This is a genomic window from Embleya sp. NPDC059213 (assembly GCF_042754445.1).
GTDB lineage: Bacteria > Actinomycetota > Actinomycetes > Streptomycetales > Streptomycetaceae > Embleya.
This window is the reverse complement of the sequence record NZ_JBHZAV010000004.1, coordinates 174,082-190,370: the sequence shown is the minus strand read 5'-3', so window position 1 is coordinate 190,370 and position 16,289 is coordinate 174,082. Positions and strand designations below refer to the sequence as shown.

Genomic DNA, 16,289 nt, shown 5'->3' with positions numbered 1-16,289 from the left:
TCTCCCCGCTGGCCCGCGGCCCCGCCCCCCACCCGGGCCCTCCCCCCCCCCCCCCCGACCCCCCCCCCCGGGGGGGGGCCCCTCCCCGTGGGCCGGGCCCCGCCCTCACGGGTTCCCGCCCGGTCGGTAAACCCGCCGATGATCGAATTCCGGGTGGATTCACCGCGCGCATATCCACCGACGTTCACTCGCACGACATCAGCACACGACACCGACGACACATCTTCTTCGACACCCGGTCAATCCCGCGCCGCCGAATCCGGATCGCTTTCCCGAATCGATCTCCGGGCGATCGATCGCCGGCGTCGTTTTCGATTGACGAAATACCCGGACAATGATCGTCCCGATTCACCCCGCGGCGCGATATCCGACCCGCCGCCGGCGAACATCGGTGACCGCCGTCACCCGGACGGCCGATAAAGTCGCAATCCATCCTCGGCGATTTCCCGACCGTCCCACCGCCGGCCATTACCGGCGCACCGGCCCGGAAGAATCCCCCCACCACTTTCCGGCCGGCCGCCCGCCGCACCCCGCGACCCCCGCCCCGGAGCCCGCGCCGAGCCGCCCCGAGCGGGCCGCCGAGGCACGGAGCCACACCGCGGTGGCCCGTCCCGCGCGTAACGCGGCGGAGGACGGGCATTCTCAAGACAGGTTCAGGACCGTACGACCGACGCCGGTGCCCGACCCCGATCCGCATGCTCCAGGAAAAATCCGACCCTCCACCACCGGCGTTCGGATATCGTCGATCCCCGGCCACGACGGCCGTGCCGGGCCCGAAACCCCGGGCCCACCGGCACGACCGTGCAGATCACCGGGCCGTCCCGCACACTGGGGAACCCACCGCACGAAGCCGCTGCGGACCGACGTGACCCAGGTCACGCTCGCGGGGGCGTAACACTTGTGCCGATCGGAGCGATGCCTTGAGTGGCGCCGGCAGCGCCGACGGATCCGGTCCCGCGGATCCGTCATCGATTCGGTGTAGTTGCGGCGCCGCAGCATGCCCGCGTGAACCGAGAGGTTATTTGTGACCCCGAGCTCGTCCAGCACGCTTCCCAACAGAATCGCCGAATCGGAATCTCTGGTGGCGCTCATCGAGCGTGGCCGTGCCGAAGGATCGATTACCGGCGAGGACATACGCCGAGCCTTCGAAACCGATGCCATCCCTGCAACGCAGTGGAAGAGCATCCTCCGTAGCCTCAACGAGGTCCTCGATGAGGCCGGTGTGACGTTGACCGTCAACCCGGTCAAAGAGACCCCGCGGAGAGACGTAGCCACAACTCGGCGATCTGTCAAGAAGACGCTATCCACGCGCTCAACCCGTGTCAAGAACACAGAGACCTTGCCCGCGCAAGTCACGCCCGCGGCAACGGAATCGGGAGAGTCCGTCGTGGAATCTGCTCCGAAGCCGAAGAAGGCTGCAGCCAAGAAGAAGACGGCGGCCAAGAAGACCACCGCCACCGAGACGACCGCCGTCGAGTCGCCCGCCCCCAAGGACGGCGACGAGGCACTGGTCGAAGAAGACCTTTTCGACGAGCCCGCCGAGGCCGCGGCCCCCGAGGTCGGTCCCAGCGGCTTCGTCCTCACCACGGACGAGGACGACGCCCCGCAGCAGCAGGTCACCACTCCGGGTGCCACCGCGGACCCGGTCAAGGACTACCTGCGGCTGATCGGCAAGGTCTCGCTGCTCAACGCCGAGCAGGAGGTGTCGATCGCCAAGCGCATCGAGGCCGGCCTGTTCGCGTTGGAGAAGCTGGACTCCGAGCCCGGCCTCACGCCGCAGTTCCGGCACGAGCTCGAACTCGTCGCCGAGGACGGCAAGCGGGCCAAGAACCACCTGCTGGAGGCCAACCTCCGCCTGGTGGTCTCGCTGGCCAAGCGCTACACCGGCCGCGGCATGCTCTTCCTGGACCTGATCCAGGAGGGCAACGTGGGTCTCATTCGTGCGGTCGAGAAGTTCGACTACACGAAGGGCTTCAAGTTCTCCACCTATGCGACCTGGTGGATCCGGCAGGCGATCACCCGGGCCATGGCCGACCAGGCGCGGACCATCCGCATCCCGGTCCACATGGTCGAGGTGATCAACAAGCTGGCCCGCGTGCAGCGCCAGATGCTCCAGGACCTGGGCCGCGAGCCCACCCCGGAGGAGCTGGCCAAGGAACTCGACATGACCCCGGAAAAGGTCGTCGAGGTGCAGAAGTACGGCCGCGAGCCGATCTCCCTGCACACCCCCCTCGGCGAGGAGGGCGACAGCGAGTTCGGCGACCTGATCGAGGACACCGAGGCGATCCGCCCGGCCGACGCGGTCAGCTTCACCCTGCTCCAGGAGCAGCTCCACTCGGTCCTGGACACCCTGGCGGAGCGCGAGGCCGGCGTGATCTCGATGCGTTTCGGGCTCACCGACGGTCAGCCCAAGACGCTCGACGAGATCGGCAAGGTCTACGGGGTCACCCGGGAGCGCATCCGCCAGATCGAGTCGAAGACCATGTCGAAGCTGCGCCACCCGTCCCGCTCCCAGGTGCTGCGCGACTACCTGGACTAGGCAGGACCCCGGGTACGGACGGACCGCCATCGCGGCGGCCTCCGTCCGTACCCGGCGCCACACCCCAAGCCGCGCCGTCAGGGCGTCAGTCGGTGCGGACCGCGGAACAGGAACATCGCGTCCCGGATCGAGGGCAGGTCCAGGAGCAACATCAGCAGTCGGCCCAGCCCCAGTCCCAGGCCCCCGTGCGGCGGCGTGCCGTAGCGGAAGCAGTCCAGGTAGGACGCGAGCGGCGCCGGGTCGAGGCCCTTTTCCCGCAATTGCGCGAGCAGTCGGTCGTGACGATGCTCGCGTTGGGCGCCCGTGGTGATCTCGACGCCCTTCCAGAGCAGGTCGAAGCTCTCCGTGACCGTGGGGTCGTCGTCCGGGCGCAGGTGGTAGAACGGCCGGATCCCGGCCGGGAAGCGGGTCACGAAGACGAACTCGTGTCCGGTCTCCGCCGCGATCAGGGCGGACAGCGCCCGTTCGCCCTCGGGGTCCAGGTCGACCCGCAGGCCCGCCGGGTCCCAGCCCCCGGCGCGCAGTCGGGTCAGTGCGTCGGCCATGGTGATCCGCGGGAACGGCCGCTCGGGGACGGTGACCTCGACGCCCAGGAGTTCCGCGATCGTGGCACCGTGCACGGCGCGGACGTCGGCCAGTACCGCCCGCAGCAGACGCTCCTCGAAGGCCATCACGTCCTCGACGCCGTCGATCCAGGCCAGTTCGGCGTCGACGCCGGTGAACTCGGTGGCGTGGCGGGACGTGTACGAGGGTTCGGCACGAAAGACCGGGCCGATCTCGAAGACCTTGTCGATGCCCGCCGCGATGGCCATCTGCTTGTGGAACTGCGGTGATTGGGCCAGGTAGGCGGGCCGGCCGAAGTAGTCGACGGTGAACACCTCGGCGCCGGATTCGGACGCGGTGCCCATCAGCTTGGGCGTGTGCAGCTCGGTGAAGCCCTCCGCCGCGGTGACCGCGCGCATCGCCTGTTCGACCGTGGTCTGTACGTCCAGGATCAGTCGCCGTTCGGGACGGCGGAGGTCGAGGAAGCGCCAGTCGAGGCGGCGGTCGGGGCCGGTGTGGGCGTCGATCGGCAGTCCGGGTTCGGCGAGCGAGAGGATCTCGACGCGTTCGGGCCGCAGTTCCAGGCCGCCGAGGCGGACCGCGGTGTTGGCCACCACCTTGCCGGTGATCCGTACCGCCGACTCGACGGTGACCTGTTCGAACGCGGCCTCGATCGGGTCGTCGGCGCGGGGGTGCACGAGCTGGACTCGGCCGGTGTGGTCGCGGAGTACGACGAACTGCATGCGGCGTTGCAGCCGGAGCGTGTCGATCCAACCGTGCACGGTGACCGTCTCGTCGAGATGCTCGGACAGGTCCCTCACGAGGGTGCGCGACATGGCGGCAACTCCCTTGGTTGCGGGCGCGTTGGTCGCGCCGGGTACGTCGGGTGGTAGACGGCCACCCGCGGGGTTCGTCAGCGTAGCCGGCCGGGTGGGCGATGTCCTGGGGTTATTCGGCGGCGGGCATGGGTCCGTGTGGACGTGCGGCCGGCGATCCGGCTCCTGCGCATAACCGGCAGGGCCGTACATCACCCGACTTGTCCGAGTGCTTGATCACGAACTCCCGCCGATGGGACGGCAATTGGCGACGATGCGCGTTACCTGCGGTTTACCATCGGCGGTGTGCCGCACCACCCCGACCGGCGGCCCCGAGAGGTGTCGAGAACATGTCCGAGAACGCTGGAGACCGTGTGTGGTCGATCGAGGCCGCCGACGAGCGACCGCCGGCCGGCATCGACGTCAACGTGCCGAGCGTCGCCCGCATCTACGACTACCTGATCGGCGGCAAGGACAACTACGCCGCCGACCGCGAGGTGGCCCACAAGTTGATCGAGGTGGCCCCCGCCCTCGAACACGACGCGGGTGCGCATCGCCGGATCCTGCACCGCGGCGTGCGTTTCCTGGTCGAGCAGGGCATCCGGCAGTTCGTCGACATCGGGTCGGGGCTGCCGACGGCGCAGAACACCCACCAGGTCGCCCAGGCGGTGGCGCCGGAGACCACCGTGGTCTACGTGGACAACGACCCGATCGTGCTCGCGCACGGTCGGGCGCTGCTGGCCGAGAACGAGCGGACCACGGTGATCACCGCCGACCTGCGCGAGCCCGATTCGATCCTGAAGAACCCGGACCTGCTGCGGCTGATCGACTTCGATCGGCCGGTCGCGCTGATGTTGCTCGGGGTGATCCACCACATCAACGACGACGAGGACCCGGCCGGCCTGGTGCGCACCTACCTCGACGCGTTGCCGTCCGGGAGTTGGCTGTTCCTGACCCACTTCCTGCGCGGCGGCCCGGAGTCGGAGCGGCTGGAGCAGGTGATGCAGGGCTCGCACAAGAGCGGGCGCTTCCGCGAGCGTGCGGAGATCCTGGCCTACCTGGACGGTCTGGAGCAGGCCGAGCCGGGGCTGGTCTACATCGACCTGTGGCGTCCCGAGGAGCCGGTGGACGAGAGCAGTCTGTCGGTCAGCCAGCGGCTGGTCCTGGGGGCGGTGGCCCGCAAGCCGTAGCGTCGCTCGGGGCGCGGCGGGGGGCGGCGGGCACGTCGGCGAGCGGGTATATCGTTCGTCCACATGTCGGAAATCGAGGTCGATTCCGCCCCCTGGGTCGGCCGTGACCTGCATCTGGAGCTGTCCGGTACGGGCAGCCGGCGGGCCGTGTTGATCCGGGCGATCCGGGACGCGATCCGGACCGGGCGACTGGCTGCCGAGACGCCACTGCCGCCGTACCGCTCGCTCGCGGCCGATCTGGGCATCGCGCGCAACACGGTCGCCGACGCGTACGCCGAGTTGGTCGCGGAGGGCTGGCTGACGGCGCGTCAGGGCTCCGGGACCCGGGTCGCCCGGCGGGCCGAACCGCTCGCCGCGCCGCGCCGCCGGGCCCGGACCGATCCGCCCGCGCGGCCCGCCGGCTCCACGCACGATCTGCGCCAAGGGCAGCCGGACGCGGCGTCCTTCCCGCGTGGCGCCTGGGTCGCGTCGGTGCGTCGGGCGCTGAACGCCGCGCCGAACGAGGCGTTCGGGCCCGGTGATCCCCAGGGACGCCCGGAGTTGCGAGCCGCGCTGACGGACTATCTCGCGCGGGTGCGCGGGGTGCGCACGCATCCGGACCGGATCGTGATCTGCTCGGGCTTCGCGCACGCGTTGCGGCTGCTGTTCGCCGGGCCGTTGCGCGGACCGGTCGCGGTCGAGTCGTATGGGCTCGCCTTCCACCGTTCGATCCTGGCCGCCGCGTCGACCCGTACGTTGCCCCTGCGTATCGACGAACACGGCGCCGACACCGAGGCGTTGGCCGCCCTGCCGGGTGCGCGGGTGGCGGTGCTGACGCCGGCACACCAATTCCCCACCGGTGGGCCGCTGTCGCCCGATCGGCGGGTCGCGGCGCTGGATTGGGCGCGGGCCGGCGGTGGGATCGTGTTGGAGGACGACTACGACGGCGAGTTCCGCTACGACCGCCGTCCGGTGGGCGCGGTCCAGGGCATGGATCCGGACCGGGTGGTGTACGTGGGCTCGGTCAGCAAGAGCCTGTCCCCCGCGATCCGGCTCGGCTGGATGGTGCTGCCCGAGCCGTTGGTGGCGGACGTCCTGGCGGTGAAGGGCCTGCGCGAGGCGTGGGCCGGCGTCACCGATCAACTCACCCTCGCCGACTTCGTCGAGGGCGGCCACTACGACCGGCACATCCGTCGTATGCGTCGGCACTACCGCGCCCGCCGCGATCACCTGCTCGCCGAGTTGGCCGCACACGCCCCGCACGTCACCGCGACCGGCATCGCCGCCGGCCTGCACGCCGTCCTGCGGCTGCCGGCCGGCACCGAGCCCGCCGCCGTCGCCGCCGCCGCGTCGCGGGGTCTGGCCCTCGACGGCCTGTCCGCGTTCCGCCACCCGGACGCGACCGGCCCGGCCCCGGACGGCCTGGTGGTCGGCTACGCGACACCCCCCGACCACGCATACCCGGCGGCGGTACAGACGCTCTGCCGGTCGCTGCCGCCGGCCGCGCACGGGTGACGCGACCCGCCGACACGGGCACCGAACCGAGCCGCGTCCACGAGGACGACAACTCGGGGCACGCCCACGACGGAGGCCGCTTTCGGCCACGATGTCCCACGAAGACCGGCCGGGCCGGGACAGCGACACCGGCGGGCTGCGCACCACCCCGTCAACAACCGTGCCGAACGCCACCGGCGGCCCGATGTGGGCCGCGAGAACGGCGATTCGAAGTGCATCCGCAATCAGGTCCAGTCGACCACGGTCCCCCACGACGGCCGGGCCGGGACGGCGGGGGCGGGGGCACGCCAACGGACGATCGTGCCGAACACCACCGGCAGGTGGTACCGCCCGCAGAACGGCGACGCGGGGTGCTCCCGCGATCGGGTCGTGATCGGCCCCGCTTCGGCGCGACGATCGGGCGGCGCGCCCGGCGGGCGGGACGGGCTAGGCCAGCGCGTTGACGATCGTGCCGAAGGCCGCCGGTAGGTGGTGGGCCGTGGGGACGATCAGGCGGGCCGTTCGTGGGCGGGAGCGGGCGGTGAGGAGGGTTTCGGTGAGGATGCGGTGGCGGCGGGACAACCGACGCCAGTCGGCTTCGTAGCGCTCGGGGCGGCCCGCGACGAGGGCGGCGACCAGGGCTTGGGCCGAGGCCAGGGCCAGCGCGATGCCCTCTCCGGTGAGCGCGTCGGTGTAGCCCGCCGCGTCGCCGACCAGCAGGACGCGGCCCGCGACCCGGGTGCGGACCCGGCGGCGCAGCGGCCCCGCACCGCGTACGTCGCCGGCCGCCGCGCCCGCCAGCCTGGCGCGCAGCGTGGGGAACGCGGCCAGGTGCTCGTGGTAGGGCCGCCCGCGCGGGCCCAGCACCGCGACGCCGACCAGATCCGGCCCGACCGGCGTCACGTACGCCTCGCCGTGCGGCGACCAGTGCACCTCGACGAAGTCGGTCCACGGGGCGACCTCGAAGTGCCGGCGCAGCCCGTACCGCCGAGCGCGTCGATCCGGCACGGTGGGTCCGAGCGCGGCCCGGATCGGCGAGTGCAGGCCGTCCGCCGCTACCAGCCAGTGTGCGGTGAGGCCGGCGGCGGCCACCCCGTGCGCGTCCTGCCGCACGTCGCCGACCCGCCCGACCCGGTGTTCGACCCCGAGCGCCGACGCCCGTTCGTACAGCGCGGCGTGCAGCGTGGTGCGGCGCACGCCCAGGCCCGGCCCGACCCGGAACCGGGCCTCGACCGCGTGCCGGTCGTCCAGGTATCGGATCCCGGCCAACGGCCGCCCGGCGGGCACGACGCCCAGCCGGGCGAGCGCGGTCACGCCCGTGGGCATCAGCCCCTCGCCGCACGCCTTGTCCACCGGCGCCGGCCGCGGCTCCACCACGACCACCCGCAGCCCGGCGAGCGCACCGTGGATCGCGGTGGCCAGGCCGGCCGGTCCGCCGCCCGCCACGAGCAGGTCGATCACGCGGTCGCCGCCGACAGCGCGGCGGACTCGCAGCGGATCCGGACCACCATCAGCGCGGCGTTGAGGCCGGTGAACACGAACGCGGTGACCCACGCGCCGTGCACGAGGGGCAGCGCCAGGCCCTCGACCGCGACGGCGAGGTAGTTCGGGTGCCGCAGCCAGGTCGATCGATACGGCCCGCCGCGTACCAACGGCAGCCCCGGCACCACCACCACCCGGGTGTTCCAGTGCGGCCCGAGCGCGGTGATGCACCACCAGCGCAGCGCCTGCGCGGCGAGCACGAGGGCGACCATGGTCCACCCGAACCACGGCACGAACGGCCGATCGCCGAGCCACACTTCGAGCACACACGCGGCCAACAGGCCGACGTGCAGCACGACCATCGGCGGGTAGTGCCGCCCTCCGCTGACCACACCGCCCCGGGCCAGGCTCCAGGCCAGGTTGCGCCGGGCCACCACCAACTCGGCGAGCCGTTCGAGGGCGACCAGGCCGACCAGGGCGAAGTACCAGTACATCGCGACCTACCACTCCACCAGGACGAGTTCGGAGCAGAACCCCGGGCCCATCGCGATCATCAGGCCCGGGGTGCCGGGCTCCGGTCGGGCGGCCATCGTGTCGCGCAGCACGTGCAGCACCGAGGTGGACGACAGGTTTCCCGTCGCGGCCAGCGAACGCCAGGTCAGGTCCAGTGCGCCGGCCGGGAGTTCGAGCGTCTCGGCGACGGCTTCGAGCACCTTGGGGCCGCCCGGGTGGCATACCCACGCGGTGATGTCGGCCGTGGTCAGTTCGTGTTCGGCGAGGAAGGAGCGCACGTCGCCGGCCAGATACTCGTGGACCACGTCGGGCACGTTCGCGCCGAGCACGATCCGAAAGCCGGAGCCGCCCACGTCCCAGCCCATCACCCGCGCCGAGTCCGGATACATCCGACTGCGGCCGGCCACCACCCTGGGGCCGCGTCCCGGGCCGGTGCGCGCGTCCCCGCAGGCGACCACCGCCGCCGCGCCGTCGCCGAACAGCGCACCCGCGACCAGGTTGGCGATCGAGGCGTCGGCGCGTTGCACGGTGAGCGAGCACAACTCGACCGAGACCAGCAGCGCGACGTGCTCGGGCCAGCCGCGCAGGTAGTCGTGTACCCGGGCGATCCCGGCGGCGCCGGCGACGCAGCCGAGGCCGAAGACCGGCAGTCGCTTGACGTCGGGGCGCAGGCCGAGCCGGCCGACCAGGCGGGCGTCGATCGAGGGCACCGCGAGCCCGGTCACCGTGGTGAACACGATCAGGTCCACGTCGCGCGCGCTCAGTCCGGCCGCGCCGAGTGCGGACTCGATCGCCTCGGCCGCGAGGTCGACCGCGACCTCCAGGTAGGCGTCGTTGGCCGCGCCGAAGTCGTCCAGCTTGGCGTAGTGGTCCAGGGGCAGGGCCAGGTGGCGGGTGTCCACCCGAGCACTCGCGTGCAGCCGGTCCAGGACCCGGCGATCGGCGCCGGTCGGCAGGCACAGCGCCGCGAACGCCTCGGTGATCTCGGCTTGTGGGTAACGGTGCGGCGGCAGGGCACCACGGACGGCGGCGATGCGGGTCACGACGAACCCCCACGGGATGAAGGAACGAGAAAACCGGACGGCGGAGGGCGGCGATCGGAACCGCCGGCGTTGGGGAACGCTGGAACAGTGCCCAGCGGGAACAGCGAACCCACGTCGTTTGCCCGCGCTCGTGGCCCGCATGCGCCGGTCCCGCGCCCGACCCTCCCGGAAAGGTCCCCCACGTGAGCGAAGCCGCAACGTCGAGCCACTCGACCGTGATCACCACCCGTCCGCACGAACACGCCCCGCTCGTCGGTCTCCTGCTCGCCTGCCATCCGGGCCCGACCGTCGCCGTCACGGCCCTGGTGACGACCCTGGCCGCCGCCGCGGGCCGGGACGCCGGGGGTTGCGTGCTGGTCGGCGCGGCGGTGCTCAGCGGGCAGTTGTCGGTCGGCTGGTGCAACGACGCGGTGGACGCCGCCCGCGATCGATCCGCCGGGCGGACCGGCAAGCCGGTGGTGGCCGGGCTGGTCGGGGCCGAACGGGTGGCCCTGGCCGCCCGGTCCGCGCTCGTGGTGTGCCTGCCGCTGTCCTTCGCGTCGGGGCCGGCGGCGGGCACCGCGCATCTGGTCGGGGTGGGCGCCGCGTGGGCCTACAACCTCGGGGTCAAGGGCACCGCCTGGTCCTGGGTGCCCTACGCGGTCGGCTTCGCCGGCCTGCCGGCGTTCGTCGCGTTCGGGCTGCCCGGACGGCCCGGGCCCACGTGGTGGGTGGTCGGCGCCGGCGCGCTGCTGGGCTGCGGGGCGCATCTGGCCGACGCGCTGCCGGACCTGGCGGGCGACCGGGCGACCGGCGTACGCGGCCTGCCGCACCGACTCGGGCCGGCCGGCATCCGCACGCTCGCCCCGCTGCCGCTGCTCGGCGCCACCGCGCTGCTCGCGTACGGCCGCCCGGACCAAGCCGGTCGACTCGCCCTGATCGGCGCCGGCGCCCTGACCGGTGCGGGTGCGCTGCTCGGCGGTCGGCGGCCCCGGGTCCCGTTCGCCGCCGCGATCGCCGTCGCCGCGATCGACGTGGCCCTGCTGCTGCGCCGGGGTACCGGCATCGCCCGATCCGGAGCCCGCCGGGTCCACCGGGTCCACCGGGCATCACGCCAATGCGCGTAGACCGTGGCCGACCAGAGCCGTTTCGGTATGTCCTATAAAAGCACCTGATCGGATGAAATAAACTGACCCCTGCTTGACAATCTGTCAAATTGGATCTTCGTATTTAACAATCTGTCCCATTGTCCAGTTCAGAGCACCAGGAAATCATTCATGCCCATAGCTCGATCCCGGTTTGGCCCAAACCGCCCGCAGATCGGGCAACGTGAGCCAGCCCGAGCCGTGCCGGCCCCCCTGTTGTCCCCGCATACCTGGAGGAACCCGCACATGAGCGGACGCCTTACCCACCGCCGCCTGATCGCCTGCGCCGCAACCTTGATCGCGGGCTCCATGCTCTTGACCGGCTGTGGGGACGACGGCGGCGACAGCGCACTCGGCAAGAAGGACGAGAACGCGCCGTTCTTCAAGATGCTCCCGCCCGACGTGCAGAAGTCCGGCAAGCTCAAGATCGGCTCGGAGATCGCGTACGCGCCGATCGAGTTCATGAAGGACGGCAAGGCGGTCGGCGTCGACCCCGAGCTGGCCGCCGCGCTCAGCAAGCAACTCGGCGTCAAGTACGAGTACAAGAACTCGCAGTTCGACTCGCTGATCACCGGGATCACCTCCAAGCGCTTCGACATGGTCATGTCCGCGATGACCGACAAGAAGGAACGCCAGGGCCAGGGGCTGGCGTTCGTGGACTACTTCCGCGCCGGTACCTCGATCCTGGTGCAGAAGGGCAACCCGCAGAACATCAAGACCCTCGACGACCTGTGCGGCAAGACCGTCGCGCTGCAGCAGGCGACGACCAACGAGGACGTCGCGATCGCCCAGTCCAAGAAGTGCGAGGAGGCGGGCAAGGGCGCGATCACGATCCAGAAGTACGAGCACGACGGCGAGGCCCTGCTCAAGCTCAAGACCGGTGCCTCGGTCGCCGACCTCAACGACTTCCCGGTCGCCGCCTACAACGCGCAGACCTCCGGTGACGGCAAGGACTTCGAGGTCACCGGCGAGCAGGTCGACGCCGGCCTGTACGGCATCGGTGTCGGCAAGGACAACCAGCAGCTCCAGCAGGCGCTCAAGTCCGCTCTGGAGGCCCTGATCAAGAACGGCGAGTACGCCAAGATCCTGGGCAACTGGAAGGTCGAGGCCGGCGCCGTCACCGAGGTCACCATCAACGGCGGCACCTCCTGATCCCGGGGTCCGGCCCCGCCCGCCCGGCGGGGTCGGACCCGGCGGACCGTGCCATCGGTCCACCCGCGCCCGCCCCCGCACTCGTGCTCCAAGAGGAGGTCACCTTCCCGTGACCACGCCCGACACCCCCGCCGCCGACAAGCAGCCGGCCAAGCGGGAACACATCAAAGCGATCCCGGTGCCGCACTACGGGCGTTGGGTCGCCGCCGTCGTGGTCCTGGTCCTGGTCGGCCTCCTGATCAACGCGTTCGCGACCGCGAAGATCCAATGGAGCATGACCGGCAAGTACCTGTTCGACGACCAGATCATGAAGGGCGCCGGCAACACGCTCCTGATCAGCCTCGCCTCGATGGCGCTCGGCCTGCTCCTGGGCATCGTCGCGGCGATCATGCGGCTGTCCGGCAACCCGGTCACCTCAACCGTCTCCTCGGTCTACATCTGGTTCTTCCGCGGCACGCCGGTCCTGGTCCAGTTGCTCATCTGGGGCAACCTCGCGCTGGTCTTCCCGACCATGTTCGGCAGCAACACCAACGACGTGATCACCCCGTTCATGGCGGCCTTCCTCGGTCTGGGCATCAACGAGGGCGCGTACATGGCCGAGATCGTGCGCTCGGGCATCCAGTCCGTCGACGAGGGACAGACCGAGGCCGCGCACGCGCTCGGCATGTCCAAGGGCCGCACCCTCTGGCGGATCGTGCTGCCGCAGGCGATGCGGGTGATCGTGCCGCCGACCGGCAACGAGTTCATCAACATGCTCAAGACGTCCTCGCTGGCCAGCGCGGTGGTCTACCCCGAGGTACTGCAGAAGGCCAAGGACGTGTACACCAACAACCTCGCCGTGATGGAGCTGCTCTTCGCGGCCTGTTTCTGGTACCTGCTGCTCACCACGGTCTTCAGCATCGGCCAGTACTACCTGGAGCGATACTTCTCGCGCGGGGCCAGCCGGGCGCTGCCGCCCACGCCGCTCCAGCGCATCCGGGCCAACCTGTTCCCCACCCGGCGTCCGGGGGTCGAGATCCGATGACGACCAGTTTCGAGAAGAACGCGCCCGAACCGGCCTCCGCCGGGCGGCAACCGATGGTCAAGGCCCAGGACGTCTGCAAGTCGTTCGGCTTCCTGGAGGTGCTCAAGGGCATCGACCTGGAGGTGGGCGCGGGCGAGGTGATGTGCATCGTCGGCCCCTCGGGTTCCGGCAAGTCCACCTTCCTGCGCTGTATCAACCACCTGGAGAAGATCAACGCCGGGCGGTTGTGGGTCGACGGCGAACTCGTCGGCTACCGGGAGAAGGACGGCAAGCTCTACGAACTCCGGGACAGCGAGGTCGCGCTCAAACGACGCGACATCGGCATGGTGTTCCAGCGGTTCAACCTGTTCCCGCACATGACCGCCGCGGAGAACATCATGGAGGCGCCCACCCAGGTCAAGGGCATCGCCAAGCCCGCCGCCCGGGAGCGCGCGCACCAACTCCTGGCCCGGGTCGGGCTGGCCGACAAGGCGAGCGCCTACCCCGCCCAGCTCTCCGGCGGCCAGCAGCAGCGGGTGGCCATCGCCCGGGCACTGGCGATGGACCCCAAGCTGATGTTGTTCGACGAGCCGACCTCGGCGCTCGACCCCGAACTGGTCGGCGAGGTGCTGGACGTGATGCGCGACCTCGCCCGGGACGGCATGACGATGATCGTGGTCACCCACGAGATGGGCTTCGCCCGCGAGGTCGGCGACTCGCTGGTGTTCATGGACGACGGCGTCGTGGTCGAGGCCGGCGTGCCGCGCGAAGTGCTCGGCAACCCGCAACACGAGCGCACCAAGGCGTTCCTGTCCAAGGTGTTGTGACGCGGCTCGACGGTGACGTGACCGGGGCCGGCCCCGCACACCATGCTCCGTCCGGGGCGGATCACCGCCTCGGACGGAGCAATTCCGTTCGCGGTCCGGGCCCGGTGGGGTAGGCGAACCGGTGTCGTCCCGGCTCGGGAGCCCGGGATCCACACCGCGGAGGAATCCGGCATGCCGCACACCGCCGACCGCCTGGCCACGCTGGCCGGGCAGGTACTCGGCCGCCCCACACCGATCAGGATCCGGGCCTGGGACGGCAGCGAGGCGGGGCCGCCCGACGGTCCGGCCCTGGTCGTGCGCAATCGACGCGCGCTGCGCCGACTGTTGTGGAAACCGGGCGAGCTGGGCTTCGCCCGCGGTTGGGTGTCCGGCGACCTGGACGTGGACGGCGACCTCTACGACGCGCTCGACCGGATGGTCGGCATCGCCCTGCACCGCGAACCGCCGACCGGGAGCACCACACCGACCGGGGCGGTCGCGGCACGCTCCGAGCCGGGCCGGCCGGCGGTGCGGGCCGCGCTGGACGCGCTGCGGCCGATGGGCGCGGCGCTCGCGCTGACCGGGCTGCCGGTGCCGCCGCCGGCGCCCGCCGAGGAGGTCCGCCGCCGCCGGGGCATCCTGCACAGCCTGCGCCGCGACCAGGAGGCGATCCGGTATCACTACGACGTCGGCAACGACTTCTACGCGCTGATCCTGGGCCCCTCGATGGTCTACTCGTGCGCCTACTGGGACCGCCCCGACGCGACGCTGGAGGACGCCCAGCGGGCCAAGCTCGACCTGGTCTGCCGCAAGCTGGCCCTGGGCCCGGGCATGCGTCTGCTGGACGTGGGTTGCGGGTGGGGCTCGATGGCGCTGCACGCCGCCGAGCACTACGGCGTCCAGGTGGTCGGCATCACCCTCTCCTACGAACAGGCCGAACTGGCCCGCAAACGCGTCTCCGAGGCGGGCCTGACCGGTCGGGTCGAGATCCGGATCCAGGACTACCGCGAACACGCCGACGGCCCCTACGACGCGATCTCCTCGATCGGCATGGCCGAACATGTGGGCCGGACCGGCTACCGCGAGTACGCCGACATCCTCTACGAACTCCTGGACTCCGGCGGCCGGTTGCTCAACCATCAGATCGCCCGCCGGCCGGCACCGAACGAAGCGGCCTACCACGTAGACGAGTTCATCGACCGCTACGTCTTCCCGGACGGCGAACTGGCCCCGGTGGGCAGCACGGTGTCGGTCCTGGAGGAGGCGGGCTTCGAGGTCCGGGACGTACACGCGCTGCGCGAACACTACGCGACCACGCTCCGCGCCTGGGTGGCCAACCTGGAGGCCGCCGGCGACCGCCCGGCCCGGCTCACCTCACCCGGCCGGGCCCGCGTCTGGCGCCTCTACATGGCCGCCTCGGCCCTGGCCTTCGAACAGAACCGCATCGGCGTGAACCAGATCCTGGCCGTCAGGACACCGGCGTCGGGGTACTCGGGGATGCCACCGACCCGCACGCTGTGAGCGGTTGAGCGCTCGGTTGGGGCGGGCGATAGGGTCGCGGCGTGACGGACGGGCTCGGGGCGGGCGACGGTGGGGCGGAGCGGACGGGGGCGGATGCTCCGGGCCGGTTCCAAGCGGTGCCGTCGGTGGGCCACAACGCATTGACCGCAGGTCGCATCGTCTCGCTCGCGGCCTTCGTGGAACAGTGCGGCGGCGGTCCCGAGGGCATGCGCGAGGTGGCGGCCATGGTCGACCTCCCGGTGGAGGAGGTCGCCACGGCGGTCGAGGATGCCGCGCCCTATCGCATCGTGCTGGTGTGCGTGCGGCCCGGCGATCCGGTCTTCGGGGTGGACATCTCGCATTTCGAGCCGCGTTGGGCCAGGGTGGGCAGCCCCGACGTACAACGCTGGTTCCAGGAGATCGGCTTCGACCCGGACGGCGACGAGGTTCGGGTACAGGTGTCGGTGCACCCGGGAGAGCTGCCGGCCGAATACACGTCGATGCGCACGCACTCGCTGTACTCGTTGAGTGTGTGGGACGCGATGGCGTTGCGCGTCGCGCAGGGCAGGGTCGAGGCAGGCGGGTTCGGGCCGGGGCGATCGACGGGCGGGGCCGCGGTGCCGGTCGGCGATCCGGTCTGCGAAGCCCTGACGGCGATCGTCCGCGCGTTGGTCGACGGCCACGACTGGTGGCCCGGTGACGCGTTTTGCTGGGTGGAGTGGGCGGTTCTCCCGTTCGTGGCGGGTTCGACCGGCGCGGAGGGCATGCGCTTCCTCGGTCGCGGCAGCGCCCTCGACTGGGCCGACCTGGTCGAAGCCGGGAAGGACGACCTGGAGGACCTCGCCGACCTGATCGAGCGGGCCGCGTTCGCCCCCGCACCGGTCGATCCCGCGTAGGTCGCGGCGGCGATCGGTGCGTGGGGGCCGCGCTGTCCTGCCGGTTGGCATGGCCGGTGGGTGGCGAGCCGACCACCGACGAACTCGCGGCGACGGTCCGGGACAGGTACGCGCATGCCTTGTCGGTCCCACGCGTGCCGAAGCCGAGCTTCGCGGCAAGGGGTCGCCGGGGGACGCGATTCGCCAGGCCATGGGGCGACTTCATGCACC

Annotated in this window: 13 protein-coding genes; 9 read left to right on the top strand and 4 right to left on the bottom strand. The window is 71.3% G+C overall.

The window, feature by feature from the left end; translation table 11 throughout:
- Positions 1 to 1,024 precede the first annotated feature (1,024 nt).
- Positions 1,025 to 2,539, top strand: a complete 1,515-nt coding sequence (locus tag ACFXMF_RS03380; protein ID WP_360313289.1) for an RNA polymerase sigma factor — start codon at positions 1,025 to 1,027, stop codon at positions 2,537 to 2,539.
- 77 nt (positions 2,540 to 2,616) lie between these two features.
- On the opposite strand, the gene aspS is transcribed toward ACFXMF_RS03380, so the two are convergent.
- Positions 2,617 to 3,918 (bottom strand): aspartate--tRNA(Asn) ligase, encoded by a 1,302-nt coding sequence (gene aspS, locus ACFXMF_RS03375; RefSeq protein WP_360313291.1) that lies wholly within the window; start codon positions 3,916 to 3,918, stop codon positions 2,617 to 2,619.
- Positions 3,919 to 4,247: 329 nt separating this feature from the next.
- On the opposite strand from aspS, the gene ACFXMF_RS03370 reads away from it, so the two are divergent.
- Complete coding sequence (locus ACFXMF_RS03370; RefSeq protein WP_360313293.1) at positions 4,248 to 5,087, top strand: SAM-dependent methyltransferase; 840 nt, start codon at positions 4,248 to 4,250, stop codon at positions 5,085 to 5,087.
- 63 nt (positions 5,088 to 5,150) lie between these two features.
- On the top strand, positions 5,151 to 6,581 hold the full coding sequence (locus ACFXMF_RS03365) for a PLP-dependent aminotransferase family protein (protein ID WP_360313295.1): 1,431 nt from the start codon (positions 5,151 to 5,153) through the stop codon (positions 6,579 to 6,581).
- 426 nt (positions 6,582 to 7,007) lie between these two features.
- Here the strand turns inward: ACFXMF_RS03365 and ACFXMF_RS03360 are convergent, their stop codons facing one another.
- Genes ACFXMF_RS03360 through ACFXMF_RS03350 form a run of 3 tightly spaced genes read right to left on the bottom strand, consistent with a single transcriptional unit; the run spans position 7,008 to position 9,598 of the window.
- A complete protein-coding gene (locus ACFXMF_RS03360) occupies positions 7,008 to 8,021 on the bottom strand; it encodes an NAD(P)/FAD-dependent oxidoreductase (RefSeq protein ID WP_360313297.1) in 1,014 nt (337 codons plus the stop codon).
- Positions 8,018 to 8,536, bottom strand: a complete 519-nt coding sequence (locus ACFXMF_RS03355; RefSeq protein ID WP_360313299.1) for an isoprenylcysteine carboxylmethyltransferase family protein — start codon at positions 8,534 to 8,536, stop codon at positions 8,018 to 8,020. The genes ACFXMF_RS03360 and ACFXMF_RS03355 overlap by 4 nt, the downstream gene beginning before the upstream one ends.
- Before the next feature lie 6 nt (positions 8,537 to 8,542).
- A complete protein-coding gene (locus ACFXMF_RS03350; RefSeq protein ID WP_360313301.1) occupies positions 8,543 to 9,598 on the bottom strand; it encodes a 3-oxoacyl-[acyl-carrier-protein] synthase III C-terminal domain-containing protein in 1,056 nt (351 codons plus the stop codon).
- 182 nt (positions 9,599 to 9,780) lie between these two features.
- Here ACFXMF_RS03350 and ACFXMF_RS03345 point away from each other — a divergent pair, with 182 nt between their 5' ends.
- The 6 genes from ACFXMF_RS03345 to ACFXMF_RS03320 all read left to right on the top strand — a co-directional run bounded on the left by ACFXMF_RS03345 (position 9,781) and on the right by ACFXMF_RS03320 (position 16,079).
- Entirely contained in the window at positions 9,781 to 10,704 is a 924-nt protein-coding gene (locus tag ACFXMF_RS03345) for a UbiA family prenyltransferase (protein WP_379988148.1), read from the top strand.
- A gap of 264 nt (positions 10,705 to 10,968) precedes the next feature.
- Complete coding sequence (locus tag ACFXMF_RS03340) at positions 10,969 to 11,874, top strand: ABC transporter substrate-binding protein (RefSeq protein ID WP_360313305.1); 906 nt, start codon at positions 10,969 to 10,971, stop codon at positions 11,872 to 11,874.
- Positions 11,875 to 11,983: 109 nt separating this feature from the next.
- Positions 11,984 to 12,898, top strand: a complete 915-nt coding sequence (locus ACFXMF_RS03335) for an amino acid ABC transporter permease (protein ID WP_360313307.1) — start codon at positions 11,984 to 11,986, stop codon at positions 12,896 to 12,898.
- A gap of 53 nt (positions 12,899 to 12,951) precedes the next feature.
- Complete coding sequence (locus ACFXMF_RS03330; RefSeq protein WP_360313442.1) at positions 12,952 to 13,704, top strand: amino acid ABC transporter ATP-binding protein; 753 nt, start codon at positions 12,952 to 12,954, stop codon at positions 13,702 to 13,704.
- 171 nt (positions 13,705 to 13,875) lie between these two features.
- A complete protein-coding gene (locus tag ACFXMF_RS03325; RefSeq protein WP_360313309.1) occupies positions 13,876 to 15,204 on the top strand; it encodes a cyclopropane-fatty-acyl-phospholipid synthase family protein in 1,329 nt (442 codons plus the stop codon).
- Positions 15,205 to 15,245: 41 nt separating this feature from the next.
- Positions 15,246 to 16,079: a hypothetical protein gene (locus tag ACFXMF_RS03320; protein WP_379988149.1), complete on the top strand. Its 834-nt coding sequence runs from the start codon at positions 15,246 to 15,248 to the stop codon at positions 16,077 to 16,079.
- Positions 16,080 to 16,289: the final 210 nt, after the last annotated feature.

What these genes read in the sequence shown, in the direction of transcription:
- aspS (WP_360313291.1), bottom strand. Translation starts at nt 3,918, where the DNA reads ATGTCGCGCACCCTCGTGAGGGACCTGTCCGAGCATCTCGACGAGACG.
- ACFXMF_RS03370 (WP_360313293.1), top strand. Translation starts at nt 4,248, where the DNA reads ATGTCCGAGAACGCTGGAGACCGTGTGTGGTCGATCGAGGCCGCCGAC.
- ACFXMF_RS03365 (WP_360313295.1), top strand. Translation starts at nt 5,151, where the DNA reads ATGTCGGAAATCGAGGTCGATTCCGCCCCCTGGGTCGGCCGTGACCTG.
- ACFXMF_RS03355 (WP_360313299.1), bottom strand. Translation starts at nt 8,536, where the DNA reads ATGTACTGGTACTTCGCCCTGGTCGGCCTGGTCGCCCTCGAACGGCTC.
- ACFXMF_RS03340 (WP_360313305.1), top strand. Translation starts at nt 10,969, where the DNA reads ATGAGCGGACGCCTTACCCACCGCCGCCTGATCGCCTGCGCCGCAACC.
- ACFXMF_RS03330 (WP_360313442.1), top strand. Translation starts at nt 12,952, where the DNA reads ATGGTCAAGGCCCAGGACGTCTGCAAGTCGTTCGGCTTCCTGGAGGTG.
- ACFXMF_RS03325 (WP_360313309.1), top strand. Translation starts at nt 13,876, where the DNA reads ATGCCGCACACCGCCGACCGCCTGGCCACGCTGGCCGGGCAGGTACTC.